This window comes from Paracidovorax wautersii, assembly GCF_900113035.1.
Lineage (GTDB): Bacteria > Pseudomonadota > Gammaproteobacteria > Burkholderiales > Burkholderiaceae_C > Paracidovorax > Paracidovorax wautersii.
In genome coordinates, this window is record NZ_FONX01000002.1 from 378,433 (window position 1) to 402,047 (window position 23,615).

General features: G+C 63.7%; 22 protein-coding genes. 6 read left to right on the forward strand and 16 right to left on the reverse strand.

Annotated features, from left to right (window positions below):
- Positions 1-12 precede the first annotated feature (12 nt).
- The 3 genes from BM070_RS04245 (at position 13) to BM070_RS04255 (ending at position 2,849) form a co-directional block, all read left to right on the forward strand.
- Positions 13-531 carry a MarR family winged helix-turn-helix transcriptional regulator gene (locus BM070_RS04245; RefSeq protein ID WP_092937907.1) on the forward strand — a complete coding sequence of 173 codons (519 nt, stop codon included), beginning with the start codon at positions 13-15 and terminating at the stop codon, positions 529-531.
- 82 nt (positions 532-613) lie between these two features.
- Positions 614-1,309, forward strand: a complete 696-nt coding sequence (locus tag BM070_RS04250) for a response regulator (protein ID WP_092937909.1) — start codon at positions 614-616, stop codon at positions 1,307-1,309.
- A gap of 97 nt (positions 1,310-1,406) precedes the next feature.
- A complete protein-coding gene (locus tag BM070_RS04255) occupies positions 1,407-2,849 on the forward strand; it encodes a sensor histidine kinase (protein ID WP_092937911.1) in 1,443 nt (480 codons plus the stop codon).
- 312 nt (positions 2,850-3,161) lie between these two features.
- Here BM070_RS04255 and BM070_RS04260 read toward each other — a convergent pair whose 3' ends face one another.
- From BM070_RS04260 to BM070_RS04335, 16 genes are all read right to left on the reverse strand, one after another.
- Entirely contained in the window at positions 3,162-3,404 is a 243-nt protein-coding gene (locus tag BM070_RS04260; protein ID WP_004883121.1) for a DUF2274 domain-containing protein, read from the reverse strand.
- Positions 3,401-4,681 carry a TraB/TrbI/VirB10 family type IV secretion system protein gene (locus BM070_RS04265; RefSeq protein ID WP_004883119.1) on the reverse strand — a complete coding sequence of 427 codons (1,281 nt, stop codon included), beginning with the start codon at positions 4,679-4,681 and terminating at the stop codon, positions 3,401-3,403. Before BM070_RS04265 ends, BM070_RS04260 begins: the two co-directional genes overlap by 4 nt.
- 2 nt (positions 4,682-4,683) lie before the next feature.
- Complete coding sequence (gene trbG, locus BM070_RS04270; RefSeq protein ID WP_004883112.1) at positions 4,684-5,676, reverse strand: P-type conjugative transfer protein TrbG; 993 nt, start codon at positions 5,674-5,676, stop codon at positions 4,684-4,686.
- On the reverse strand, positions 5,673-6,377 hold the full coding sequence (trbF, locus tag BM070_RS04275; protein WP_004883108.1) for a conjugal transfer protein TrbF: 705 nt from the start codon (positions 6,375-6,377) through the stop codon (positions 5,673-5,675). Before trbF ends, trbG begins: the two co-directional genes overlap by 4 nt.
- A gap of 29 nt (positions 6,378-6,406) precedes the next feature.
- Positions 6,407-7,771 (reverse strand): P-type conjugative transfer protein TrbL, encoded by a 1,365-nt coding sequence (gene trbL / locus BM070_RS04280; RefSeq protein ID WP_004883106.1) that lies wholly within the window; start codon positions 7,769-7,771, stop codon positions 6,407-6,409.
- Positions 7,768-8,094 (reverse strand): hypothetical protein, encoded by a 327-nt coding sequence (locus BM070_RS04285; protein WP_004883103.1) that lies wholly within the window; start codon positions 8,092-8,094, stop codon positions 7,768-7,770. The genes trbL and BM070_RS04285 overlap by 4 nt, the downstream gene beginning before the upstream one ends.
- A 12-nt stretch (positions 8,095-8,106) precedes the next feature.
- Positions 8,107-8,844, reverse strand: a complete 738-nt coding sequence (trbJ, locus tag BM070_RS04290; RefSeq protein WP_004883101.1) for a P-type conjugative transfer protein TrbJ — start codon at positions 8,842-8,844, stop codon at positions 8,107-8,109.
- A complete protein-coding gene (gene trbE, locus BM070_RS04295) occupies positions 8,841-11,291 on the reverse strand; it encodes a conjugal transfer protein TrbE (RefSeq protein ID WP_004883099.1) in 2,451 nt (816 codons plus the stop codon). The genes trbJ and trbE overlap by 4 nt, the downstream gene beginning before the upstream one ends.
- An 11-nt stretch (positions 11,292-11,302) precedes the next feature.
- Positions 11,303-11,575, reverse strand: a complete 273-nt coding sequence (locus BM070_RS04300) for a VirB3 family type IV secretion system protein (RefSeq protein WP_004883097.1) — start codon at positions 11,573-11,575, stop codon at positions 11,303-11,305.
- Entirely contained in the window at positions 11,572-11,955 is a 384-nt protein-coding gene (locus BM070_RS04305) for a TrbC/VirB2 family type IV secretion system protein (protein WP_004883090.1), read from the reverse strand. The genes BM070_RS04300 and BM070_RS04305 overlap by 4 nt, the downstream gene beginning before the upstream one ends.
- Positions 11,952-13,019 carry a P-type conjugative transfer ATPase TrbB gene (gene trbB / locus BM070_RS04310; protein WP_004883088.1) on the reverse strand — a complete coding sequence of 356 codons (1,068 nt, stop codon included), beginning with the start codon at positions 13,017-13,019 and terminating at the stop codon, positions 11,952-11,954. The genes BM070_RS04305 and trbB overlap by 4 nt, the downstream gene beginning before the upstream one ends.
- Complete coding sequence (locus BM070_RS04315; RefSeq protein WP_004883086.1) at positions 13,016-13,480, reverse strand: ribbon-helix-helix protein, CopG family; 465 nt, start codon at positions 13,478-13,480, stop codon at positions 13,016-13,018. The genes trbB and BM070_RS04315 overlap by 4 nt, the downstream gene beginning before the upstream one ends.
- Positions 13,477-15,492 carry a conjugal transfer protein TraG gene (locus BM070_RS04320; protein ID WP_004883083.1) on the reverse strand — a complete coding sequence of 672 codons (2,016 nt, stop codon included), beginning with the start codon at positions 15,490-15,492 and terminating at the stop codon, positions 13,477-13,479. Before BM070_RS04320 ends, BM070_RS04315 begins: the two co-directional genes overlap by 4 nt.
- A gap of 282 nt (positions 15,493-15,774) precedes the next feature.
- Positions 15,775-16,050 (reverse strand): EexN family lipoprotein, encoded by a 276-nt coding sequence (locus tag BM070_RS04325; protein ID WP_004883082.1) that lies wholly within the window; start codon positions 16,048-16,050, stop codon positions 15,775-15,777.
- Positions 16,047-16,991: a LysR family transcriptional regulator gene (locus BM070_RS04330; protein ID WP_004883081.1), complete on the reverse strand. Its 945-nt coding sequence runs from the start codon at positions 16,989-16,991 to the stop codon at positions 16,047-16,049. Before BM070_RS04330 ends, BM070_RS04325 begins: the two co-directional genes overlap by 4 nt.
- Before the next feature lie 74 nt (positions 16,992-17,065).
- The gene (locus tag BM070_RS04335) at positions 17,066-18,490 is read right to left on the reverse strand and encodes an efflux transporter outer membrane subunit (RefSeq protein WP_092937913.1); all 1,425 of its coding nucleotides are present in this window, start codon (positions 18,488-18,490) and stop codon (positions 17,066-17,068) included.
- Between the two features lie 109 nt (positions 18,491-18,599).
- Between BM070_RS04335 and BM070_RS04340 the strand changes: the two genes are divergently transcribed.
- The 3 genes from BM070_RS04340 to BM070_RS04350 are packed head-to-tail and all read left to right on the forward strand — an operon-like array spanning position 18,600 to position 23,540.
- A complete protein-coding gene (locus tag BM070_RS04340) occupies positions 18,600-19,235 on the forward strand; it encodes a TetR/AcrR family transcriptional regulator (RefSeq protein ID WP_092937915.1) in 636 nt (211 codons plus the stop codon).
- Positions 19,235-20,401 carry an efflux RND transporter periplasmic adaptor subunit gene (locus BM070_RS04345; protein ID WP_023123862.1) on the forward strand — a complete coding sequence of 389 codons (1,167 nt, stop codon included), beginning with the start codon at positions 19,235-19,237 and terminating at the stop codon, positions 20,399-20,401. The genes BM070_RS04340 and BM070_RS04345 overlap by 1 nt, the downstream gene beginning before the upstream one ends.
- A 22-nt stretch (positions 20,402-20,423) precedes the next feature.
- Entirely contained in the window at positions 20,424-23,540 is a 3,117-nt protein-coding gene (locus BM070_RS04350; protein ID WP_004883075.1) for an efflux RND transporter permease subunit, read from the forward strand.
- Positions 23,541-23,615: the final 75 nt, after the last annotated feature.

Below are 23,615 nucleotides of genomic sequence, written 5' to 3' on the forward strand. Positions count from 1 at the left end.
GACAATATCCGTATGGTTTCCACCGACCCTGCAACCCCTTCGGCCGCCGACCTGCGCGACGACGCCTGGCGCCTCACCCACCTGGGCCGGCTGCTGGGCCACGCCATGCGCCGCTTCGATGCGCGCGTGCTGGAACTGATGGCGCACGACGTGCAGGTGCCGCTGGCGCTTTCCAACCTCGCCGCGCGCGAGCAGGTCAGCGCGGCGCACATCCACATCACCCGGCACCTCTCGCTGCAGGGCGACCGGCTGACCGACCTGGCCGCGCGCGCCGGCATGGCCAAGCAGTCCATGGCCGCGCTGGTGGACCAGTGCGAGGCCTGGGGCCTCGTCGTGCGCGAGCCCGATCCTCTGGATGCGCGCGCGCGGCGCGTGCGCTTCACGGCCACGGGGCGGGCCTGGCTGCAGGCCTTCCAGCGCGCGGTGGCGCGGGCCGAGGCCGAGTTCCGCGACGCCGTGGGCGCCGAGGTGGCGGCCGTGGTCGCGCTGGGCCTGGAGGCCTATGCCGGCGGCGACGGCAGCGCGGCGTGAACGCCCCCGTGCGGCTGGCCCGCTCCTAGAATCGCTGCACGCCCCCCGCCGTGCCCCACAGAAGAATCCAGGAGACCTCCCCATGCGCATCCTCATCGCCGAAGACGACCAGGTGTTGGCCGATGGACTGCTGCGCACGCTGCGCGGCTCCGGCGCGGCGGTGGACCATGTGGCGAGCGGCGCCGAGGCCGACGCCGCGCTCATGGCCAACAGCGAATTCGACCTGCTCATCCTCGACCTGGGCCTGCCGCGCCTGCACGGGCTGGAGGTGCTCAAGCGCCTGCGCGGCCGGGGCTCGGCCATGCCGGTGCTGATCCTCACCGCGGCCGACAGCGTGGACGAGCGCGTCAAGGGGCTGGACTTCGGCGCCGACGACTACATGGCCAAGCCGTTCTCGCTGCAGGAGCTGGAAGCGCGCGTGCGGGCGCTCACGCGCCGCGGCATGGGCGGCACCACCAGCGTCATCCGCCACGGCCCGCTGGTCTATGACCAGGCCGGGCGCGTGGCCACCATCGACGGGCGCATGGTGGAGCTGTCGGCGCGCGAGCTGGGCCTGCTGGAGGTGCTGCTGCAGCGCGCCGGCCGCCTGGTCAGCAAGGAGCAGCTGGTCGAGCGCCTCTGCGAATGGGGCGAAGAGGTGAGCAACAACGCCATCGAGGTCTATATCCACCGCCTGCGCAAGAAGATCGAGCGCGGCCCGATCCGCATCGCCACCGTGCGCGGCCTGGGCTACTGCCTCGAAAGGGTGGCGGCGCCCGCCGAACGGCCCGCCGCCTGATGCGCCGGCTGCGCATTTGCTATGTTTTTTATAGCTGTATGCGCTTGATCCACCTGCGCCCGGGTCCCATTCGCTTCAAATATTCGCGGCCCGCGCCATGAAGATCTTCCAGCGCGAGCAGCGCTCCCTCTTCGGCGAGATCCTGGACTGGATGCTCACGCCGCTGCTGCTGCTCTGGCCCGTCAGCCTGGCGCTGACCTGGCTGGTGGCGCAGGGCCTGGCCAACAAGCCGTTCGACCGGGCGCTGGAATACAACGCCCACGCGCTCGCGCAGCTGGTGACCGTGCAGGGCGAGCGCGTGCAGTTCAACCTGCCGCAGCCGGCCAGCGAGATCCTGCGCGCCGACGAGTCCGACATCGTCTACTACCAGGTGCTGGCGCCGGACGGCAGCTTCCTCTCGGGTGAGCGCGGCCTGCCGCCGCCGCCCGACGACGAGAAGCCCTTCTCCGCCGAGGTGCGGCTGCGCGATGCCGAGTTGCGCGGCATCGACATCCGCATCGCCTACCTGTGGGTGCGCGTGCCGCTGCCGGGCGCGCCCGCCGCGCTGGTGCAGGTCGCCGAGACGCGCGAGAAGCGCAGCATGTTGGCCACTGAAATCATCAAGGGCGTGATGCTGCCGCAGTTCGCCATCCTGCCGCTGGCGGTGCTGCTGGTGTGGCTGGCGCTGGCGCGCGGCATCAAGCCGCTCTCGCAGCTCGAAGAGCGCATCCGCGCGCGCAAGCCCGACGACCTCTCGCCGCTGGACCACAAGGCCGTGCCCATGGAGGTCGCGCCGCTGGTCGATTCGGTCAACGACCTGCTGCGGCGGCTCAACGAATCCATCGCCACGCAAAAGCGCTTCCTCGCCGATGCGGCGCACCAGCTCAAGACCCCGCTGGCCGGGCTGCGCATGCAGGCCGATCTGGCCCAGCGCGAGGGCTCCGACACCGAGGCGCTGCGCCGCTCGCTGCAGCAGATCGGCCGCAGCAGCATGCGCGCCACGCACACCGTCAACCAGCTGCTGGCGCTGGCGCGCGCCGAAGGCGGCGGCGTGCTGGTGCGCCAGCCGGTGGACCTGGCGCGGCTGGTCATCGAGGTGGTGCGCGACTGCGTGCCGCGCGCGCTGGACCGCCACATCGACCTGGGCTACGAAGGCGAGCAGCCCGGTGCGCCGGGCGTCTGGGTGGAGGGCAACGCCACGCTGCTCAAGGAACTCGCGCGCAACCTGCTCGACAACGCGATGAACTACACGCCCTCCAGCGCCGATCACCCGGGCGTGGTCACCGCGCGCGTGCTGGCAGACACCTTCGGCCATGTGGTGCTGATCCAGATCGAGGATTCCGGCCCCGGCGTGCCCGAGGCCGAGCGCGAACTGATCTTCCAGCCCTTCTACCGCGCGCTCGGCACCGAGGCTGACGGCTCCGGCCTGGGCCTGCCCATCGTGGTCGAGATCGCGCGCCAGCACGGCGCCAGCGTGCAGCTGGACGACGCCCATCCGGGCCAGCTGCCGCCCGGCGCGCGCTTCACCGTGCGCTTCACGGGACGATCGCCCACGCATTGAGCGCGCCGCGCAGGCAATAAAAAATGTCCGCAGTCAAGCGATTGTTGAAATCAGCCTGATGGCCGGAAGTCTATATGGGGTGCGGGTTTGGCTCTACTTCGGGCCGCCTTGCGGGGCTGTGGCGTTGTGGGCTGGGAGCCACATAGGAGCTTCGCGGTAGAAAGCCCGAGCGTGCTGCATCGGGGGCGGTTGCCTGCAGGCGGTAGCCGCGTTTGGTCTTCATAGCCCAATCGGTCGCCGTCCTCCAGAATGAAGAACGCGCAGCCTTGGGCTGCGCGTTTGAGGGATGGCCGCCAGCGGAAACCGGCATCATCAGCTTGGCTTCGGCGGCGCGGCCTTGCCCGCGCCTCCCTTCCTGAATCCCCGATCTCCGACCATGAAGGCTTCTAGCATGTGCGGAATTAGCACCGTGGCATCGACCGCCTCGCCGTAGGTCTGCGCGTGCAGCGTAGCGTAGCGGTCGAGGTCGGCTTTCAGGCTGGCCGGGCAAGCAAAAGTCAGCTTCGTGGATTCCGTTTTCGGCAGCGGCCCGAGCCGTAGCTTGCGCGTCGTCATCGCGAAGTCCCCCTGTTGAAGAAAAGTGGCTGGTACGGCCGCAGCACCAGATCGCGGTTGACGATGATGCGAACCGGCAAGCCGGGGCGCTCCGTCAAGGTGGGCTGGATGTTGAGGTTGCGCCGGGTCATCTCCTGACCGACCTGATTGATGCTGTCCTGGGCGCTATCGCGGCCGGCGATGATGACGCGATCACCGTCCTGCCGGTTCTCCGGCGCAGCCAGTTCGGCACCGATGCCCAGTAGCGTCGTCAGTGCCGCACCGGCAAAGACGCGATCCCAATGCCAATCCACATCATCTTCCAAGCCGGCGTAGCCGGCCGGATCGGTGCCGGCCAAGTTGTCGAGCTTGAGCGAAGACGTGTCGGGCAGGATGATCCGGTTCCACACCACTTGCACGCGGCTCTGCCCGTAGCTGACCTGGCTGTTGTATTTGCCCAGGATGCGTGACCCCTGCGGGATCAGCAGGAACTTGCCGGTAGCCGTGTCATAGACCGGCTCCGTCACTGTGGCGATCACATCGCCCGGCAAGTCCGACTTGATGCCCGTCACCAGCGCCCCGGCGACCACCGTTCCGGCCATGACCTGATACGGCGACGCCGGCAGCGTCAGGTTGCCGGAATCACGGGCTTCCGTGGTTCCGGCTTTCTGGAATGCCTCTTTCTGGTCTTGCCGGTTCTGCACGGCGGTCGGGTCGGCGGGCTGGGCCGCCGTCGACGCAGGCCCGGCCGCCAGCGGGTCGAAGGCCGCATTGGCGGTGAAGCCCGGCGCAGCGGCTACCTGTGTCTGCGCCACCGGCGCGGCCTTCTGCGAACCAGAGCGGAAGAACACCGCCGATGCCGCTGCTGCTTCGGCTTCCTTGCGCAACGCGTCGTTGGGGTCGTTGCCGGGGGCCGCGTAGGCGGCCGTCACCGGCTGCTGCGACTTCACAATGGCCGGGCCAAGATCGCCTGGCAGCGGCGGCCCCAACTCCGGCACGGATGCCGCCAAGGGGGGCGGCAGCTTCGAGTAGTCCGCCGGCAGCGCGTCCAACCCTTCGGACTTCGAGACGCGATCGACGTTGTAAAGCTCGGTCTGCTCGCCTGCACCGCGCCGCTGCGGTTGCAGCGACCACATCAGCGCGCCGAGCACAGCGACCGAGAGACCGCCGACGAGGATGGCCAGCGTGCGCCGGTTCAGGCGCGTGACCGGGCGCGGTTGGGCGCGCAGCGCAACTGCCTCGGGTGCCACCTTGCCCGCATGCGGCGTGGCGAGGTCGGGAGTGTCGTCCTGGCTCATGGTCAGTTCCTCCGCGCCAAGCCATCCGTGCGTTCGATACGCACCACGTCACCCTTGTCGCCGCCCAGGCGCAGTTCGGCCGCGCCGAACAGCCGATCCACGATGTAGTAAGGCGAGCGAAAACGGTAATTCACCAGTTGTCCGTCGCCCTGCGCGCCGATGACGAACAGCGGTGGCAGCTCGCCTTGGGCGATTCCCGGCGGGAACTGGATATAGACCTTCTCGCCATCGTCGAAGGCGCGCAGCGGCTTCCACGGCGGATTGCTGCCTGAGACGGAATATCGGAAGCGGATCTTCTCCAGCGACAGTCCGGTATCGACCGGTGCGGCGGCGCTAGCCGCCTGCGACTGGCGCTGCAAGGCCAACATCCGGTCTTTTGGGTAGTCCCAGGACACCGACGCCATCCATGCCTTTTCCGTCGAGGTCAGTTCCAGCAGGTATGTTCTGCGACTGGTGGTGATGACCAAATTCGTCTTGAGGCCTGAGCGGATGGGCTTGACCAGCACATTGATGCGCATCGCGTCGCCGCTGCCGCTGGACGTGTCACCGACGATCCAGCGCACGGTATCGCCGGCTGCGACCGTCACTAGTTCCTCGCCCGGCTGCAAGGAAACCACGGTCACGCGTCCCGGCGCGGCATAGACTTGGTAGAGCGCACCATCGGTGAAGGGCCACACCTGAATCGCATTGACGTAGCCCTCGCGCGTGGGCGCGATGCGCGCCTCGGCATTGGCACGGGAAACGCGCACCTTCTCATCGGCCGGCTCCGGCTTAGCCGGGGCCGCGTCCAACTCGTGCAGCGGCTTCAACTGCGCTGGCAGCGCCAGCGGCTCGGGCATGGCGACGACTTCCACTGGAGCAGGCGGCTCCGGCAGCGGCTGTGCCTGCACCGGCTCATCGAGCGAAATGGACGGAGGCGGCTTGCCCTGCGAAGCGCAGCCCGACAGGGCCACCACGGTCAGCGCGAAAGCGTATAAGCGGAAAGACAGGTTCATGGCTTGGCTCCTTCAGAAGAATCCAGTTCGCGGCTCCACGACAGGCCGTTGACGTAGATACCCAGCGGGTTCTTGCGCAGGCGCTGTTCGGTGCGCGGGGTTTGCAGGACGGTGGAAAGCACCGCGTTCCATCGCTCGGTCCCGGCGGGGGCACCGTTGATGAACCGTTGCTCCGTCCAACGGACGTTGAACGAGGCATCGCTGGCGCGTACCACGCTGGTGATCTGCACCGTCACCGACTCGCGGCCAACACGGGCGAAAGGATCGTTCTTGCTGGCGTAGTCGTTGAGCACCGCCGCGCCTTTGTCGGTGGTGTAGTCGTAGGCGTCCAGCCAGTTTTGCCGCACCACGATGGGATCGATAGACAGCGAGCGCACCAGCGTCACGAAGCGCGCCAGGTGGTGCGCGATCTGCGCATCGGCGGGCCGGTACGGCGTGGCGGCTTCGCCGACGGCGCGCACCTGCCCCGACTGATCGACCTCGATGACGTAAGGGGTGACGATGGACTGCGCCGAGCGCCACACCAGGCCACCGGCCATCAGCAGCGCAAGCGTGAGGCAGCCGAAGGCCATAAAACGCCAGTTCTTGGCCTGGACGCGGGCCGAGCCGATGCGCTCGTCCCACACCTGCGCGGCGGATTGGTACGGGGTGGCAGGCTGCGGCGTGTCGGCATAGCGCACCTGCGGGCGTTTGAATCGCATAGGGTTCTCCTTGGTGGTCAGGTATCGGGTCACGCATCGGGGCGCAGGCTTGGGCCTTGCCCTGAGCCGCCGCCGTCGCCACTGCGCAGCGTGTGGGCTGCGGTGGTTGCGGCATGGGTGATCTGCTGGCGGCGGTGCATCCGCTTTGCCCAGGCGGGTTGCTCTTGCTTCGGCGCGCTGGCTGCGCCTTCGCCTGCGGCGGCCTGGCCGGAACCGGCAGCGCCGACATCCGCACCGTTCCATCCTGCCCGGAAGGAGTCGGCCACCTTCTGACCGGCAGCGGAAGCGCCCGATGCAGCTCGGCGGCCTGCCGCTTGCGCGCCGGTCTTGGCGACATTGCCGAGGCCCGCAGCCGCGCCTTTAGCCCCGCCGCCCGCAGCGGCGGAACCGGCCTGGAATGCGGACTTGGCGCTGCTGGCCGCCGACGTGGCGGCGCGTGCGCCGCTCCCGGCCAGCTTTGCGGCGGCCGGGGCCATGCGTGCGCCCGCCATGACGGCACCGCCCACGCCGGTCGCGGCGGCACCGATGGCAACACCCGTGCCTACCGCGCCGACGGCAGCGCCCGCCATCGCACCCGCGCCGAGCTGCGGCGCACCGGACACAAGGCCCGTGGCGATGCCGGGGCCGAAGATGCCCAGCGCCAGCAAGGCAAGCGAAGCCAGCATCACGACAAGCGCATGGTCGATGGAAGGCTCGTCGGGATGAACCTGGAACTCCGCGAACAGGCCCGAGCCGATGCCGACGATTACCGCCAGCACCAAGACCTTGATGCCTGACGAAACCACATTGCCGAGCACCTTTTCCGCGAGGAACGAGGTTTTGTTCCAGAGCGCAAACGGGATCAAGACGAAGCCGGCAAGCGTGGTCAGCTTGAACTCGATCAACGTGATGAAAAGCTGAACCGCGAGCACGAAGAAACAGAGGATCACCACCAGCCAAGCGATGAACAGCACCACGATGGGGTCGAGGTTCACGAACACTTCGGGGAAGCCGGCCATGTCACCGATCTGGTCGAGGATCGGCGCAGCGGCGTCGATGCCGGTCTTGGCAAGCCGACCCGGCTGCAAGAAGTTCTCCATCGTTATGGCCGAGCCAGTGGCGGTGATGCCTAGCCCGGCGAACGAGCGGAACACGATGCTCGACAGCCAATTGAAGTTACCGATGATGTAGGCGAAGGCACCGACGTAAAGCACCTTGCGCAGCAGCTTGGCGATCACGTCCTCGCCCTGGCCGGTCGCATGGCTCATGGCCCAATACAGACCGGCAATGGTCATGTCGATGACAATGAGAGTGGCCGTCAGGAACGCGACTTCGCCTTGCAGCAGACCGAAACCGGAGTCGATGTAGCGCGAGAAGGTATCGAGGAATCTGTCGATGATCGTTACGTCGTTCATGGCGTGTCCTCCGCAGCGGCGAGCGACGCATCACCTTCCGGCGCGTCGTCGGTTGGCGTGTCGAAACTCGCCGGAATCGGCGGCAGTTCTGCCAGCGTCCGGTATTCGTCCGGCCCAGTCTGGCCGGTGAAGAAGCGCCGCCGGAAGGCTTCGGCAGCGGCGCGACAGGTGTCTTCGCCTGCGGTTTGCCGGTCGGCTGCGCATTGGGCGCGCAGCGCCTTGAGCCGCACGGGATCGGCGGCCAAGGTGGCGGTCAGGTCTTCAGCCGGCTGCTGGCCGCATGCGGTCAGCAGCACGGCCAGCAGGACAGGAACGCATCGCATGGCCGCCTCCCGTCAGTTGTTGTAGAAGTTGACGGACTGCGGTGTGTACGGCGTGCCGGTGCCCAGGAAGCGCCGCCGCACTTCGCGGGCGCGCTCGGTGGCCGCTGCCTGCCGCGCCAGCTCCAGCGAGGCCGCCCTGTCTTGTGTGATCTGGAGCTGCTGGGCCTGGATGGACTGCTTGGCCTGCAAGGCGAGAAGCTGGTTCGTTGCCTGCATCGCTTGCAGCGCACCCGTGGCCGATTGGCTTTGGCTCACGAGGTCGGCCAGCGCGCTTTCGTCTTGCGTCAGGTTCTGCGACACCTGCGCCTGCATCCGCATCGCGGTGTGCAGGCCGTCGAGCGTGTTCTTCCAGCGTTCGCGTGCGTCCTGTGCCATGCGGTCGCCGCTGATGGTGGCGGCGTACTGCTCCGGGTACAGGCGCGAGAACGTGGCATCCATGCTCTGCACGTCGTAGGCCAGCCCTTGCGCCTCGGCAATCAGGCGTTCAGTCGTGGCGAGCGTCGAGCGCAGCCGGTTGACGATGTTGAAGTCGAGATTCGCCAGGTTGCGCGCCTGGTTCATCAACATCTGCGCTTCGTTCTGGAGCTGGTTGATCTGGTTGTTGATCTGCTCCAGCGTGCGGATGGCAGTCAGCGTGTTCTGCACCAAGTTGACGGGATCAACGAAAGTGAGCGCCGCCGCTGGCTGAGCGAGCATCAGCGAGCCGGCCAGCGCGGCGGCGAGCGAAACGGAAAGTACACGGGTCTTCATGGCGAAATCTCCAGGGGTTGAGTAGCGAGGAAAGAAGCCGCCGACGGCGAGGACGGCAGCAGGTCGGCGGCCCAATCGAGGCCGCGATGGCGTAGCCACGCACCGGCGAAGCCGGGAGCGCCGGCCTGCGTCAGCACTCGGTCAATGTCGCGTTGGTCTTGCGGTGTGGATGCGCCCGAGAAGGCGAGCGCGGCTGGCCCCAGGTCGAGGTCGAACAGACGATTGCCCAGGCGCGATTGGTAGTAGTAGTCGCGCTTGGGCTGCGCGGTGGCGACGATTTCGATTTGCCGACTGTTGAGGCCAAAGCCCTCGTAGACCGTGCGAATCTGCGGCTCGGTCGCCTGCGGGTTGGGCAAGAAAATCCGGCTCGCGCAGCTTTCGATGATCGCGGGCGCGATGGTCGAATCCTTGATGTCGGCAAGCGACTGCGTGGCGAAGATCACCGACACGTTTTTCTTGCGCAGAGTTTTCAACCATTGCCGGATGCGTGCCGCGAAGGACGGTTCATCAAGGAATAGCCAGGCTTCATCGAGAATCAGCAGCGTGGGAGCACCGTCGAAACGTGCATCGAAGCGGGCGAACAAGTAGCGCAGCACCGCTTGCACGGCGGCGGGGCTGTGCATTAGCTCTTCCATCTCAAAGCCCTGCACGTCGCCGCTGCCGAGCCGGTCGCGGTCGGCATCCAGTAGCTTGCCGTGCGCGCCGCCCAGCACATACGGCGACAATGCCTGCCGCAGCGCGTTCGATTGCAGCAGCACCGAAAGCCCGGTCATCGTGCGCTGCTCCACCGGCGCACCAGCGAGGCTGCCGAGCGCCGACCAAATGGCGGCTTTCTCGTCGGGGCCGACGGTCACGCCTTCATGCAGCAGGCGGCCTTCGATCCACTCGGCGGCCCAGGTGCGATAGCCTTCGCTGTCGATACGGGCCAAGGGCTGAAAGGCAATGGCGCCGTCCGCGCCGAGGTCGTAGTGTTCGCCGCCCAGGCCCAGCACCGTCGCCCGCATGGATCGCCCCATGTCGAAGGCGAAGATGCGCGAGCCGCCATAGCGGCGGAACTGCAAGGCGAGCATCGCCAGCAGGACAGATTTTCCCATGCCCGTCGGCCCCGCGACCAGCGTATGCCCCACGTCGCCGATGTGCGTCACCAGCCGGAACGGCGTCGCGCCATCCGTGCGCGTGACGATCAGCGGCGGGCCGTCGAGATGGGCGTTTTTCTCCGGCCCAGCCCACACGGCGGACACCGGCATCATGTGCGCCAGATTCAGCGTCGAGACGATGGGCTGGCGCACGTTGGCATAGGCATTGCCTGGTATGGACGACAGCCACGCATCGACTGCATTTAAGGTTTCGGGGATGGTGACGAAGCCACGTCCTTGGATGACACGTTCCACCATGCGCAGCTTTTCGTCGGCTACGGCAGGGTCGTCATCGAACACCGTCACCGTGGCGGTGAGGTAGCCGAAGGCGACTTGATCGCTGCCAAGCTCTTGCAAGGCGGCATCCGCGTCGGCCGCCTTGTTGCTGGCATCCGTGTCCACCAGCGGCGATTCCTGCTGGAAGATGGTTTCGCGCAGTAGCGCAATGACATTCTTCCGTTTCGCAAACCACTGGCGACGCAGGCGGCCCAGCTCCTTTTCCGCCTCGGCTTTATCGAGGCAGAGAAACCGGGTACTCCAGCGATAGGCAAAGCCCAGGCGATTGAGGTCGTCCAGCAGGCCCGGCCAGGTCGAGGTCGGAAAGCCCCGCACCGACACCACGCGCAGATGCTGGTCACCCAGCATGGGCGCAAGGCCGCCGACTAGGGCGGAATCGGCCAGCAGTGCGTCGAGGTGGAAAGGCACCTCGGGCACGGCCAGCCGGTAGCGCCGCGTGGACACCGTGGCGTGAAGATAAGTCAGCGTCGCGGCATCGTCCAACCAGACGATTTCTGGCATCACGCCATCGAGCAGGTCGAAAACCCGATCCGTTTCTGCCAGGAAGGCGTCAAGCCGACCGCGCCAGTCCACACCATCGCCCGGCGCGTGCTCGTAGAGCAGCTTGGCTGCACGAGCGCGGGATTCCTCCGGCGGCAGATAGGCTAGCGTCAGGTGATAGCTGCTTTCGTAGTGGTTCCCCGATTCCTCAAAGGCAGCGCGGCGTTCTTCGTCCACCAGCCAGGACAGCGGTTCGGGAAAGTCGGAATGCGGATAGTCCGCGGCCGACTGGCGCTCGGCTTCCACGAACAGCGCCCAGCCCGAACCCAGCCGGCGCAACGCGTTGTTTAGCCGTGCCGTCGTGGCGATCAATTCGCCCTGCGTGGCGCTGTCCAGATCAGGCCCGCGAAAGCGCGCCGTGCGCTGAAACGAGCCATCCTTGTTCAGCACCACGCCCGGCGCGATCAGCCCAGCCCAGGGAAGCCAGTCGGCCAGCAAGGCGGGCCGCTGGCGGTATTCGGCAAGGTTAAGCATGGCGGCGTCTCCTACACGTCCAGCAGCGGCTTGTGCTTGATGTGCCGGGCGAAGACCTGCATGAACTGCGGATCGACCCTCGCGCCCCACACGGCCAGCGAGTGACCGACGATCCAGAGCACTACGCCAGGAATCCAGAGTTGCAGGCCCAGCCCGACGGCAGCGGCTAGCGTGCCGTTGGCAATCGCCACCGTGCGCGGTGCGCCGCCCATCAAGAGCGGCTCGGTCAGCGAGCGATGTAGCGGCACCTCGAAGCCGGCCGCGAAGCTATCCGGGCCACTCATACGACAGCCCCGCCGGAGAAGCTGAAGAACGACAGGAAGAACGAGGACGCGGCGAACGCGATGCTCAAACCGAACACGATCTGGATCAGCTTGCGAAAGCCGCCCGACGTGTCGCCGAAGGCGAGCGCGAGGCCCGTGGCGATGATGATGATGACCGCGACGATGCGTGCCACCGGCCCCTGAATCGACTCCAGAATGGATTGCAGCGGGCCTTCCCACGGCATCGAGGAGCCGGATGCCTTCGCCGTGCCCGCCGTCATCAGCATGACTGCGGCCAGCAGCAGGCCGTGGTGCGCGGGGCCGGCCAGCCGCCGCAGGCGTGCGATGGTTGAAACCGGATTTACGGAATTACGGAAAGCGTGAACGTGCATCTGCGTCATGGCAGTTCTCCAGGTAGGTCAAGGGACGAGGAAGGCGCAGCGGCATCGGCTGCGAGAGGAACCGGCATCAGCTCGGGAAACGGTGTTTCCAGCGCGTCCGCCAGGCGATAGCCGGTGCCGTCGAAACCGACGACACGGGCGATGCTTTCGACGCGGCGCTTGCGGCCACGCCCGGCGATGTGGATCACGACGTTGACCGCCTCGGCGATCAGCGCACGCGGTGGGTTCACCGCCACTTCAAGAATCAACTGTTCGAGGCGCAGCAGCGCGCCCAGCGCGGAACCGGCGTGGATGGTGGCGATGCCGCCGGGGTGGCCGGTGCCCCACACCTTAACCAAGTCCAGGGCTTCGCCGCCGCGTACCTCGCCGACGATCACGCGGTCGGGGCGCAGGCGCATCGTGGCCCGCACCAGCTCGGTCATAGACACGACGCCAGCGCGGGTGCGCAGCGGCACATGGTCGCGGGCTGCGCATTGCAGCTCGATGGTGTCTTCGAGCACAAGCACGCGGTCGCCCGTGGCGGCGATCTCCGCAAGCAAGGCATTGGCGAGTGTGGTTTTGCCGCTGCTCGTCGCCCCGGCGATCAGGATGTTCTGGCGCTCACGCACGGCGCGGCGCAGGAACTCGGCCTGGCCTGTGGTCAAGATGCCGTCGGCCACATAGCGATCCAGCCCGATGATGCTCACGGCGCGCTTGCGCAGCGCGAAGGCTGGGCCGGGCGCTGCGGGCGGCAAGATGCCCTCGAACCGCTCGCCGGTTTCGGGCAGCTCGGCGGTCAGCAGCGGCCGCCCGCGATGCACCTCTGCGCCGACGTGCGCAGCCACCAGCCGGATGATGCGTTCGCCATCGTCTTGGGACAGCTCCACGCCCAGCGGCATGCGGCCCGATGACAACCGATCCACCCATAGGGTGCGGTCGGGGTTGAGCATGATTTCCACCACGTCGGGGTCGGCCAGCGCAGCGGCGATGACTGGCCCCATTGCCGTGCGCAGCATCTGGATACGGCGATCCAGAGAGGTTGCGGCGGATGAGAGTTCGGGCGGGGTTTGCGGAATGGCGCTCATGAGGCACGCTCCTGCGCTTCAGCCAGTGCCTCCGCGTCATCCATTCGCGCCGGGTCTGGGTGCAGTTCTTCCACAACGTCGCGCACCAGGCTGCGGCCACGCAGCAGGTGGCGGCCGAGCCGCTCCACGAATTGCTCGAAACGCGCTTTGCCTTGGGCGCGAGCTGCGTCCTGATGGGCTTCGGGAATCGGGGTGCTGACGGTCAGGAAGTAGCGGATGAACAGCGCCAGTGTTTCGATCTGGATGTTCTGGTCGCGCTCCATGCGCTCGGCCTGCCGCGACAGGCGATCGAGCCGCTTGGCGATGGCCGCCTCGCGCTGGTCGCCAGCATCGGGCGATAGCCACGACGCGAGCGCCGCCGCGACAATGGACGACTTGGACACGCCTTTCTTGGCGGCCAGTTCTTCGAGACGCTTGGCGTGCTCGGGCTGAATGAACAGATTGAGGCGGTATTGGCTCATAAGTCGATTCCGTCGTTGGGGTCGAGGGAAGCCAGCCGGGCCGTGCGCTGCATGGCCGGGTCGAGCTGGCCGGGAAGCGGCAGCGGCAGGTCGTCGTCGTCATCGAGCAGAGTCAGGTCATGGCCGGCGAGCAGCGGTTCGGGGCTGTATTCGCTGACTTCGGATAGCTCCGGCTGTCGGCGTGGGCCGCCGTCATCGGCGGTGCCTGTGCCATCGCCGGACAGGCCCGCAGCCCGGACCGTTGACACGGCTGGGATCGATAGGCCGCTCCAGTCGTCGGGCCGGGCCGGTGGCGCGTCCGCGTATTGCCCGGCCGCGAGCACAGGCGGCGGTAAAACGCGGTTCTTGAAATTCGCGTCGGCGTAGTAGCGCAGCTTCTTGGCCTTGATCGGTGCCACGCTGGACACCATCACCACAGCTTCCTCAGTCGGAAGCTGCATCACTTCACCGGGCGTCAGTAGCGGGCGGGCCGTCTCCTGCCGCGACACCATGAGGTGCCCCAGCCACGGTGCCAATCTGTGCCCGGCATAGTTGCGCTGCGCGCGCAGTTCGGTAGCGGTGCCAAGCGTTTCGGAGATCCGTTTCGCAGTGCGTTCATCGTTGGTGGCGAACGTCACGCGGACATGGCAGTTATCCAGAATCGAATGGTTCTGGCCGTAGGCTTTGTCGATCTGGTTGAGCGATTGGGCGATAAGAAAACTGCGGATTCCGTAGCCCGCCATGAAGGCAAGCGCCGTCTCGAAGAAGTCCAGGCGGCCCAGCGCCGGGAACTCATCGAGCATCAGCAGCAGCTTGTGGCGGCGTTCGATGCCGTCGCTGCCGTCGAGCGATTCGGTGAGCCGTCGGCCGATCTGGTTGAGGATCAGGCGAATGAGCGGTTTCGTCCGCGAAATATCCGAAGGTGGCACTACCAGATAAAGCGACACCGGATGCTCGGACGCGATCAGGTCGGCGATACGCCAGTCGCAGCGCGAGGTGACTTCGGCCACCGTGGGGTCGCGGTAGAGGCCCAGGAACGACATGGCGGTGCTCAACACGCCGGAACGCTCGTTGTCCGACTTGTTGAGCACTTCGCGCGCCGCCGAAGCGACGACTGGATGCGGGCCACCACCTTCCACGTTCACGAGGTGCTGTGTGGTCATCATCCGGTGCAAGGTCAGCTCGAAGGGGCTGGCCGGATCGGAGAGGAAATTGGCGACGCCGCGCAGCGTCTTGTCCTCGCCCGCGTAGAGCACATGCAGGATGGCCCCGACCAGCAGCGCGTGCGAAGTCTTCTCCCAATGGTTGCGCTTCTCAAGCGCGCCTTCTGGATCGACCAGAATGTCGGCTATGTTCTGTACGTCACGCACTTCATGTGCGCCGCGCCGAACTTCTAGCAGCGGGTTGTAGGCCGCCGACTTCGCATCGGTCGGATTGAACAGCAGGCAGTGTGAGTAGCGTGAGCGCCAACCTGCGGTGATCTGCCAATTCTCGCCCTTGATGTCGTGGACTACGGCGGATGCAGGCCAAGAAAGCAGCGTCGGCACCACAAGGCCGACGCCTTTGCCTGAGCGCGTGGGCGCGAAAGTGAGGATGTGTTCCGGGCCTTCATGCCGAAGGTACTTGCCATCGTGCTGACCGAGGAACACGCCGATCGGCTGCGTAAGGCCGGCTTTGCGAATGTCCTCCGTACTTGCCCAGCGTGCCGAGCCATAGGTCGTGACTAGGCGTGATTGACGAGAGCGCCAGATCGACATGCAGACTGCGACCACCACCGCCAGCAAGCCACTGCCACCCGCTATGGCACCGCCCGTGTCGAAAACGCGTGGCGCGTAGGCATCGAAGAAGAACCACCACTCAAACAGCTTCCACGGGAGGTAGATCGGTGTGCCGAGGAAATCAAACCAGGGGGAGCCAAGGCGTACCTGATAGCCAAGGGCTGCTGCCGTCCATTGTGTGGCGCCCCACACACCCGCGATCACGATGCCGAATACCACGGCTATCTGACCGAACAGCACATTCGTACCTTGCATAGCCCCGCCTCCAATCTCTCCTACGCTGATTCCCTTGGGAAACGCGGCTTAGAAATGTGCCGCAGGCGTCAGGATCGGTGCTGGCTTAGTGCCGGTCAAAGACCGTTTGGGGCAGAAAGGTCGATAAGAAAGAATGAATTCGCGCTGTGTCTAGCCAGGGAGTGACTCCGTAAGCGCCGGCGAATATCAGCGTGCCGAACAGAAGATTCAGGCAGACTAGCGAATTGCTGAATTGCTGAATTGCTGAATTGCTGAATTGCTGAATTGCTGAATTGCTGAATTTCAGAATTTGGGGGATTCTTTGGGCGGTGTGTATGGCGTTTTTCCGTCACCGTAGAACCGCTTACGTGTTGCCTCCGCTACCCGGTTGCAAAGCAGTTCGCCCAAAGTAGGCCGATCCGTCTTGCATTGCTGGCGCAACTTCTTGAGCTGTTCCGGGTCTGCCACCAGCTCTTCTACTGTCGGGGTTTTCTTTTCTGCACTAGTGGCTTTGTGCGGTTTATCAGATTGACCGCATGCGACTAGCATTGCAGCGACGAGCGTGATGGCGAGTCTCATGGCATCAATTCCTCCGGAAGATCGGGATTTCGGCTTTTTGTTGACCTGAGAAACTCTGGCAATTCGATGGCCTGTACTCGCTGAATGAAGCGCGCAAGCTCGTCAAACGGATCGCCTTCAAGTCTGAGTAGATAGGTCGTCAAAGGTGGTACGCGTGTCGAAAGCGGCCTCGCCACGACTCCTGGCTCTCGGGAGGCTGCAATGTGTGCAGCCCCTGTAAGTCCGAGTGCAAAACCGGCAGATACCAACGCCATCATCAGGTCGAAAGTGGTAACCCGCTCGGCAACTAGAGGCTGCATTTCAGCCCGGCTAAGTACTCGCTCAATGTGCTTGGCGTGGCCCTCGCACACTTGAGGATCAGATAGCACTAGCGGGTAGCGCAGCAGTTCATCCAATGGAATTCGCTTAAGAGCCAGCAACGGATGCCGAGCTGGCAGCGCCACCATAAGCGTGTCAGTCCACGCGGGAAGTGCGACGATTCCATCACCTACGTCGTCGGACTGTGCAAAGCCGACGTCATACAGGTCGTCGTGCAATCCTTTGATTTGTTGGGATAGTGGCACCTCAAAAAAGCGAATCTCAACCTCGGGCTCCTCCTCGCGACACAACGCCAATAGGGCTGGTAAGCACAGTAGTGTTGCGCCGTCTGACAAGGCGACGCGGAGTTGTCCATGAAAGCCATTTTTTGCTGCCTTCACGCAGTCCCGCGCCTGTTGCAAGGATGCGAACACCCGAGGTGCGTGCTCCATGAGCATCAACCCAGCTCGTGTCAAACGCGTGCTTCTCGTGTTCCGAATAAAGAGCTGTGCTCCTAACTCCTCTTCGAGTTCTTTGATCGTGCGAGACAGTGGGGACTGCTCAATATGCAGTTTCGCAGCGGCGCGAGCGAAGTGAAGTTCCTCGGCGAGCGCCATAAAACAACGTAGATGTCGAATTTCCATGCGTCCCCTACTAATCGTCGATCTATTCAGTATTTAAAACTCGCTGCCATGCTGCGTTCTTCCAACTCAAGGACTCAGGGTGAAGATTGCAGATTCACATGCTCTGGCGAACCAGAAAGCGCTTTAGCGAGAACACCCCATTGCACGGCTGCGTCGGCGCGAGCACGGACCAGAGCCGCTCGCTGGGACAAGGTGCCACGCTCCGCTTCTGCAACAACGGTCGCATCCACCTGTCCCGCCTCAAAGAGGCGTCGACTGCGGTCAAGGAGTCGATCAGCGACGACAAGACCATCGACCTGATGCTGCAGAGAAGTCCGCTGGGTCTGCCAGCCCAGATAAGCGTTCTCCACATCCTGAAGCGCAAGCAAAACCGTGCGTTCCAGGTCAGCCTGTGCGCCGCGACTGCGTGCTGAGCCCTCGTCGATTCCCGCTTGTATTGCTCCACCGTCAAAGATCGGAAGCGTCACACCCAAGCCCAGAGAGAAAATGTTCCCTGCCACACGTGTTCCGTTGTTCTCGAAGCGTTGGCGCCCACCACTCAAATCGAGCACAAGTTTGGGGAGCCGCTCGCCTTCTGCTGCGTTCCATCGCGCCGTCGCCGCTGCAAGACGCGCCTGCGCGGCTCTGACGTCGGGGCGCTGCTGCAGCAATTCGCCTGGCACGCTTCTGGGAGTCCAATCGGGCATGGTGAGAGAGGCAAGCGCAGGACCGCTGCCAAGCGCCCCCGGAATCCGGCCAACGAGCACATCCAAGGCATGCGTTGCTTCGCCGCGTACGCGTCGCAACTGCTCTTGCTCCACCCGGAGGGCGATGACCTCGGAACGCGTGCGTTCAATGTCAAAGCCCGTAGCTTGACCTGCCTTGAACTTCTGCTCTGTCAGACGCTCAAGGCGCTCGGCGACTTGAAGTCGCTCTTTTGCCAGATCTTCCAGCTCTGCCGCCTGCCGCTGCTGCAGTGCAGCGGACACTGTCTCAAAGGCGATCTGCCAACGTGTCGCGAACCAGTTCTGTTCGACAGCAACTGCGTCCATCCGTGCGCCATCAGCGGCATGCGAGAGGCGGCCCGCTAGATCAACTTCCCATGAAGCCGACAGCGGAAGCCTGGCATCGCTGCTGATGGTCGGTGCCAAAGAAAAGTCGCGCGCGCGCGTTGCTTGGGGCGTGAGCGCCAAGCTAGGGAACATTGAAGCGCGTGTACGTCGGGTGATCGCCACAGCTTCATCAATCCGCGCTCTTGCAATAGCGAGATCGGTGTTGTGCTCCAGCGCGTTGCGCACCAGCGCGTCAATCAGCGGATCACCGTACGCCGTCCACCACTCGGCCGGGAGTGCTTGTGCTGGCACCTGCTGCACAGCCAGACCCGCTTCGTTCATGAATTTGGCCGGAACCTCAACGCGTGATGTCTCCACCCTGTGAGGCGAGTGGCTGCACGCGGCGAGAAGCGTGATCGATAGGAATGCAACAGCAGTAAGGCCGCGGCGGGCGTAGGGATCGGACATGTTGAGCCACTAGGTTGTGAATTGAGGAGGCCGTCTTGACGGGCATAGTTCATGGCGTGTACTATACCGTCCAGACGGTTCAAAAATCAAGCATCTTTGGAGTTTCACCATGGCAACTCGTATGAAATCAAGCCCAGAGGAGTCGCATTCGGCGGACAACGGCGCTGAAGCCCCCTCCATCTCTAAGAAAGCGCAACAAACACGGGAGCGCATCCTTCAAGCTGCGCGTGACGTAGTCATGGAGGGAGGTGCCGGGCACCTAACGCTTGACGCGGTCGTTGCACGGGCAGGAATGAGCAAAGGTGCGTTCCTGCACCACTTCAAGACCAAGCGCGATCTGCTCCTCACGATGATTGATGACCAGGTCTCGGCGTTTGATGGCGGGCAGGAAGAGCGAGAGCTGCCATTCGTCGGCGATCCAGACCCTTGGCTATCCAGCCAGGTCTCGGCTATGCCTGACGGCGGGATGCAAAAGATGAGCGCTGCATTGCTGGCGGCCGTGGCTGAAGACCCCACGCTGCTTGAGCCTGTGCGCGGCTGGTACCGCAGGCAGTACGAGAACGCGAGCAAATCTCCACGCGGCACCGATATCGCCGGAATCGTTCTATTTGCCTTGGACGGAGTCTTCCTCGCCGAAATGATGGGTTTTCCGACGTTTGCTGCCGAAGACCTTTCTCGACTCATGCACACCCTCCAGGCGCTCGCCCGCGGCGAACTGGAACTCACCCCTATTGATAAACGCTGATGAAAGGCCTTCCCGTGTCTTGCACTCCCTTTAAATCCCAGTCCTGGCAAATGCAGAAAGTCGGCCTCGCGTTTGTTCTGCTCGCATCGCTTGCCGGCTGTGGTAGTCAGAAGGAGCCTGCTTCCGATCCACCGCGAGCGGTCAAGCTGCTCACGGTGGGGGATGTAGGTTCTGTGGCCAATCGCATTGAATTGAGTGGTCTAGCTCGCTCCAGTGAGCGGAGTACCTTGGGGTTCGAGACTGGCGGGCGTATCAGCAAGCTTCATGTGGACGTGGGAGATCGCTTCTCTCGCGGACAGCTTCTGGCTGAGTTGGATGTTCAGCCCGAGCAACTCCGCCTAGAACAGGCTCGGGCGACACTCGCTGCTGCGGAAGCCGCATTGGCAGACAGAATCGTGCAGACAACGCAGCAAAGGGGGCTGCTTGAGGGCAACGTAATCTCCCCGGCTGCATTCGAGAGTGTGAAAGCACAGTTGGTTGCAGCTGAAGGCCAGGTGCGCAATGCAAAGGCCGCATTCGGCCTTGCCGAGCGTGCGCGAAGGGGGGCCGCCATTCATGCGCCATTCGACGGCGTCGTCGCGGAGAAACTCGCTCTGCCGTTCACAGATATTGCAGCCGGAGCGCCGGTGCTTCAAGTGGATGGACTACGCAGCGGCGTAGAAGTCCTTGCGACTGCATCGACGACCCAGGCGGCAAATATCAAAATTGGGCAGGTCGCCGAACTGCGCCTGAGCGAGTCAGCAAGTCCCGTTCGTGCTTCGGTACAACGCATCGGCTTGCGTGCTGAAAATGGCTCACTTTTACCTGTCGTGCTCGTTCCTCAAGATGCTACTCTTGCGCGCAGTCTTCGACCCGGGTCTGCCGTTCAAGTATTGCTGAAGGCACCGGAAGCGAAGGATGCCTCACCAGATCGTCTGATGCTTCCCTATTCGGCACTGGTGCTCAGTGAGAAAGCAGGACAAGCCGCAGTGTTTGTATATGACGTGACCGGAAAGAAGGTGCACCGCCGGGAAGTGCAATTCCAGAGCGAGCCAGGCGGCGACAACGTTCGCGTTGTGGGCGGCCTGAAGCGCGGCGAGATGGTAGTCGCGGCTGGCGCGAGTTGGCTGACGAACGAGCAACAAGTCACCCCACTCAAGGCCACGACCCAATTGGCCGGACGCTGACCCGCTACAGGAAGACTTCGCTATGAAGATCACAGAAATGGCGCTGCGCGCCAGCAGACTCACCTACCTTGCCGCGGTCATCATTCTTGTTGCCGGCATTGCCACGTTTCTCAATTTCCCTTCGCAGGAAGAGCCATCGGTCACGATTCGAGATGCGGTTGTTGCCGTTCTGAACCCTGGCATGCCAGCCGAACGTGTTGAGCAGTTGATCGCGCGTCCGATCGAGGAGCGTTTGCGGGAGCTGGCCGAGGTCAAGCGTGTAACCACAACCGTTCGCGCGGGCGGGGCCGTCATACAGGTCACGATCTGGGAGCGGTACACCGACCTAGCCCCCATATGGCAGCGCGTTCGCGCGAAGGTTGCCGATGCTCAGCCTCTGCTTCCACAGGGTACGTTGGGGCCATTTGTCAACGACGACTTCGGCCGTGTTGCCGTGGCCTCCATTGCGGTGACCGCGCCGGGCTACTCCATGGGCGAAATGCGTGTGTCGTTGAAAGAGATGCGCGATCGCCTATACGCGCTTCCCGGCGTTGATCGCATCAGCTTCTACGGCTTGCAGGAAGAGCGCGTCTATCTCGAATTTGATCGACCAAAACTAGCCCAGCTTGGATTGACCCCACAAGGGGTGATCGATCAACTCGTTAAACAAAACGTCGTGCTTTCAGGCGGGCAAATCGCCATCGGTGGCATCAACGCTTCGCTGGCTGTTAGTGGAGAGGTTCGCGACGCCGCTTCGCTGCGCGCGTTGCCGATCATGATGGCGCAAGCTCAGGGTGCGCGCGGTGCTTCGCCTGCTCCTTCAATCTCACTGGGAGAGCTTGCGCGCGTGCAGGTACAACCTGCAGATCCTCCCGAGTCTGCTGCAGTCTATAAGGGCCAGCCTGCCGTAGTGATGGCAGTGTCCATGACCTCGGGCCAGAACGTGGAGCAATTCGGCGTAGCCCTCAAATCCCGTGTGGCCGAGCTTGAGAAACTTCTGCCCGCAGGTTTCGAGCTCTCCTATGTGACATTCCAGGCAGACGTCGTCAAACGTGAAATGGGCAAGATGAACCAGGTGATGATCGAAACGATTGTCATCGTGCTCGGCGTCGTCGTCCTTTTCCTGGGATGGCGCACAGGATTCATCGTCGGGATGATCGTGCCGCTTACCATTCTGGGGGCACTGATCGTGATGCGCGCGCTGAACATCGAGCTGCAAAGTGTTTCGATGGCAGCCATCATCATCGCTTTGGGGCTCTTGGTAGACAACGGCATCGTGATTGCCGAAGACATTGAACGGCGCTTGGCAGCCGGTGAAGACCGCAAACAGGCTTGTCTCGAAGCGGGTCGTACCCTCGCACTGCCGCTGCTGACGTCCTCATTGGTTATCGTCATCGCCTTCTCCCCGTTCTTCTTCGGCCAGAGTGCGACGAGTGAGTATCTGCGCTCTCTCGTCATTGTCCTCGCGCTCACGTTACTCGGATCTTGGCTGTTGTGTCTGACCGTCACTCCACTGCTGTGCTACCACTTCACCAAAGTGCATCATCAACCGGCGAATGACGCGCAAACCTACAACACACGCTTCTATCGCGGCTATCGCAAGTTGCTTGAGTGGGTGCTTGACCACAAGGCGATCTACGTTGGTGTGATGACGGGTGCATTGGCCGTAGCTCTGTACGGATTCACGACACTGCCATACGACTTCTTGCCGAAGTCCGACCGAGTTCAATTCCAAATACCGGTGCAGCTCGCCCCTGGAACGGATTCACGGCTCACTCTTGCCAAAGTGAAGGAAGTGAGCGGCTGGCTCGGTGATCAAGAAATCAACCCCGAAATCACGGATCACATTGGCTACGTCGCTGACGGTGGGCCGCGCTTCATCCTTGGGCTCAATCCCCCATTGCCAGCATCGAACATCGCGTACTTTGTCGTGACGGTCAAGGCAGGCACCAACATTGACGTCGTGATTGCCCGAACTCGGGCTTACTTCGCGCAGCATCATGGAGATGTACGCGCAGAGCCTCAGCGGTTCTCGCTAGGCACTACCGAAGCCGGCACAGCCGTCTACCGGGTCAGTGGGCCGGATCATGAGGTGCTGATGAATGCGGCGGCGAAAATTGAGTCCGCGCTACGGGAGCTGCCAGGTACGGCCAACATCAAGAACAACTGGGATACCCGTGTCGGCCGTCTCGATGTTCGGGTCGATCAAGATCGTGCGCGACGTGCTGGCGTCACCACCGACGACATAGCTGCCTGGCTTGGCACCCGCTACATCGGCCAGTCGATCTCTGTGATCCGAGATGGCGATACCAGCGTGCCAATCGTGATGCGCGGGACGTCCAATGATCGGCGCAGCACTGCGGACGTTGGTTCGACGACCATCTATCCAGCGTCGGGTGGCCAGCCGGTTTCCCTGGCGCAAGTGGCCGATGTCACGCTCGCTAGCGAGCCGTCTGTGATCCAGCGCCGCAATCTCATTCGTACAGTCACAGTTCAGGGGCAGAACACCGCATACACCGCGCAAGAGATCGTGGATCACCTCGCACCTCGGATCGCCGCAATTGAACTACCTGCAGGCTATGCCATAGAGCTTGGTGGAGAAATTGAGGAATCGGCTGAATCGAATGCATCGCTCACGCACTACATGCCGTTCGCTCTTCTGGCGATGTTGCTGCTATTCATCTGGCAGTTCAACTCCTTCCGCAAGCTGATCGTGATTCTCGCAACGATTCCCTTCACGTTGATTGGGGTCGTGATTGCACTGAAGGCAACAGGCACTCCTTTCAGCTTCATGGCGACATTCGGGGTGCTTGCGCTGTTCGGAATCATCGTCAACAACGCCGTTCTTCTGCTCGAACAAATTGAACACGGCCTCTCGGAAGGTCTCGCCCGACATGAAGCCCTGGTGGGAGCTGCGATGCAGCGGCTGCGTCCAATCGTGATGACCAAGGTGACCTGTATCGCGGGTCTCGTGCCCCTGATGTTGTTTGCGGGGCCGCTGTGGAAGGGCATGGCCATCGGCATGATCGGTGGTCTCGCACTTGGCACGCTCGTGACGCTTGGCCTGATTCCGTTGCTCTACGAGGTGCTGTTCGGAATGAAGTGGCCGGGCAGCAAACGGAGTCACGAGGCGGTACAACAACCAGTGCAACCGGTCTGATCCCTCAGCGTAACTGTCCACACGCTTCCCCCGATCTCTCTCGTGGCCGGAGAGATCGGGGAGACAGATTCTCGC

Bases quoted from the DNA above. Each gene is read 5' to 3' on its own strand.
- BM070_RS04265 (WP_004883119.1), bottom strand. From the start codon at position 4,681: ATGAGCCAGGACGACACTCCCGACCTCGCCACGCCGCATGCGGGCAAG.
- BM070_RS04335 (WP_092937913.1), bottom strand. From the start codon at position 18,490: ATGTCCGATCCCTACGCCCGCCGCGGCCTTACTGCTGTTGCATTCCTA.
- trbL (WP_004883106.1), bottom strand. From the start codon at position 7,771: ATGAACGACGTAACGATCATCGACAGATTCCTCGATACCTTCTCGCGC.
- BM070_RS04255 (WP_092937911.1), top strand. From the start codon at position 1,407: ATGAAGATCTTCCAGCGCGAGCAGCGCTCCCTCTTCGGCGAGATCCTG.
- trbJ (WP_004883101.1), bottom strand. From the start codon at position 8,844: ATGAAGACCCGTGTACTTTCCGTTTCGCTCGCCGCCGCGCTGGCCGGC.
- BM070_RS04245 (WP_092937907.1), top strand. From the start codon at position 13: ATGGTTTCCACCGACCCTGCAACCCCTTCGGCCGCCGACCTGCGCGAC.
- BM070_RS04260 (WP_004883121.1), bottom strand. From the start codon at position 3,404: ATGACGACGCGCAAGCTACGGCTCGGGCCGCTGCCGAAAACGGAATCC.
- BM070_RS04330 (WP_004883081.1), bottom strand. From the start codon at position 16,991: ATGGAAATTCGACATCTACGTTGTTTTATGGCGCTCGCCGAGGAACTT.
- trbB (WP_004883088.1), bottom strand. From the start codon at position 13,019: ATGAGCGCCATTCCGCAAACCCCGCCCGAACTCTCATCCGCCGCAACC.
- trbG (WP_004883112.1), bottom strand. From the start codon at position 5,676: ATGAACCTGTCTTTCCGCTTATACGCTTTCGCGCTGACCGTGGTGGCC.
- trbF (WP_004883108.1), bottom strand. From the start codon at position 6,377: ATGCGATTCAAACGCCCGCAGGTGCGCTATGCCGACACGCCGCAGCCT.
- BM070_RS04340 (WP_092937915.1), top strand. From the start codon at position 18,600: ATGGCAACTCGTATGAAATCAAGCCCAGAGGAGTCGCATTCGGCGGAC.
- BM070_RS04320 (WP_004883083.1), bottom strand. From the start codon at position 15,492: ATGCAAGGTACGAATGTGCTGTTCGGTCAGATAGCCGTGGTATTCGGC.
- BM070_RS04250 (WP_092937909.1), top strand. From the start codon at position 614: ATGCGCATCCTCATCGCCGAAGACGACCAGGTGTTGGCCGATGGACTG.
- trbE (WP_004883099.1), bottom strand. From the start codon at position 11,291: ATGCTTAACCTTGCCGAATACCGCCAGCGGCCCGCCTTGCTGGCCGAC.
- BM070_RS04315 (WP_004883086.1), bottom strand. From the start codon at position 13,480: ATGAGCCAATACCGCCTCAATCTGTTCATTCAGCCCGAGCACGCCAAG.
- BM070_RS04305 (WP_004883090.1), bottom strand. From the start codon at position 11,955: ATGACGCAGATGCACGTTCACGCTTTCCGTAATTCCGTAAATCCGGTT.
- BM070_RS04325 (WP_004883082.1), bottom strand. From the start codon at position 16,050: ATGAGACTCGCCATCACGCTCGTCGCTGCAATGCTAGTCGCATGCGGT.
- BM070_RS04345 (WP_023123862.1), top strand. From the start codon at position 19,235: ATGAAAGGCCTTCCCGTGTCTTGCACTCCCTTTAAATCCCAGTCCTGG.
- BM070_RS04300 (WP_004883097.1), bottom strand. From the start codon at position 11,575: ATGAGTGGCCCGGATAGCTTCGCGGCCGGCTTCGAGGTGCCGCTACAT.
- BM070_RS04350 (WP_004883075.1), top strand. From the start codon at position 20,424: ATGAAGATCACAGAAATGGCGCTGCGCGCCAGCAGACTCACCTACCTT.
- BM070_RS04285 (WP_004883103.1), bottom strand. From the start codon at position 8,094: ATGCGATGCGTTCCTGTCCTGCTGGCCGTGCTGCTGACCGCATGCGGC.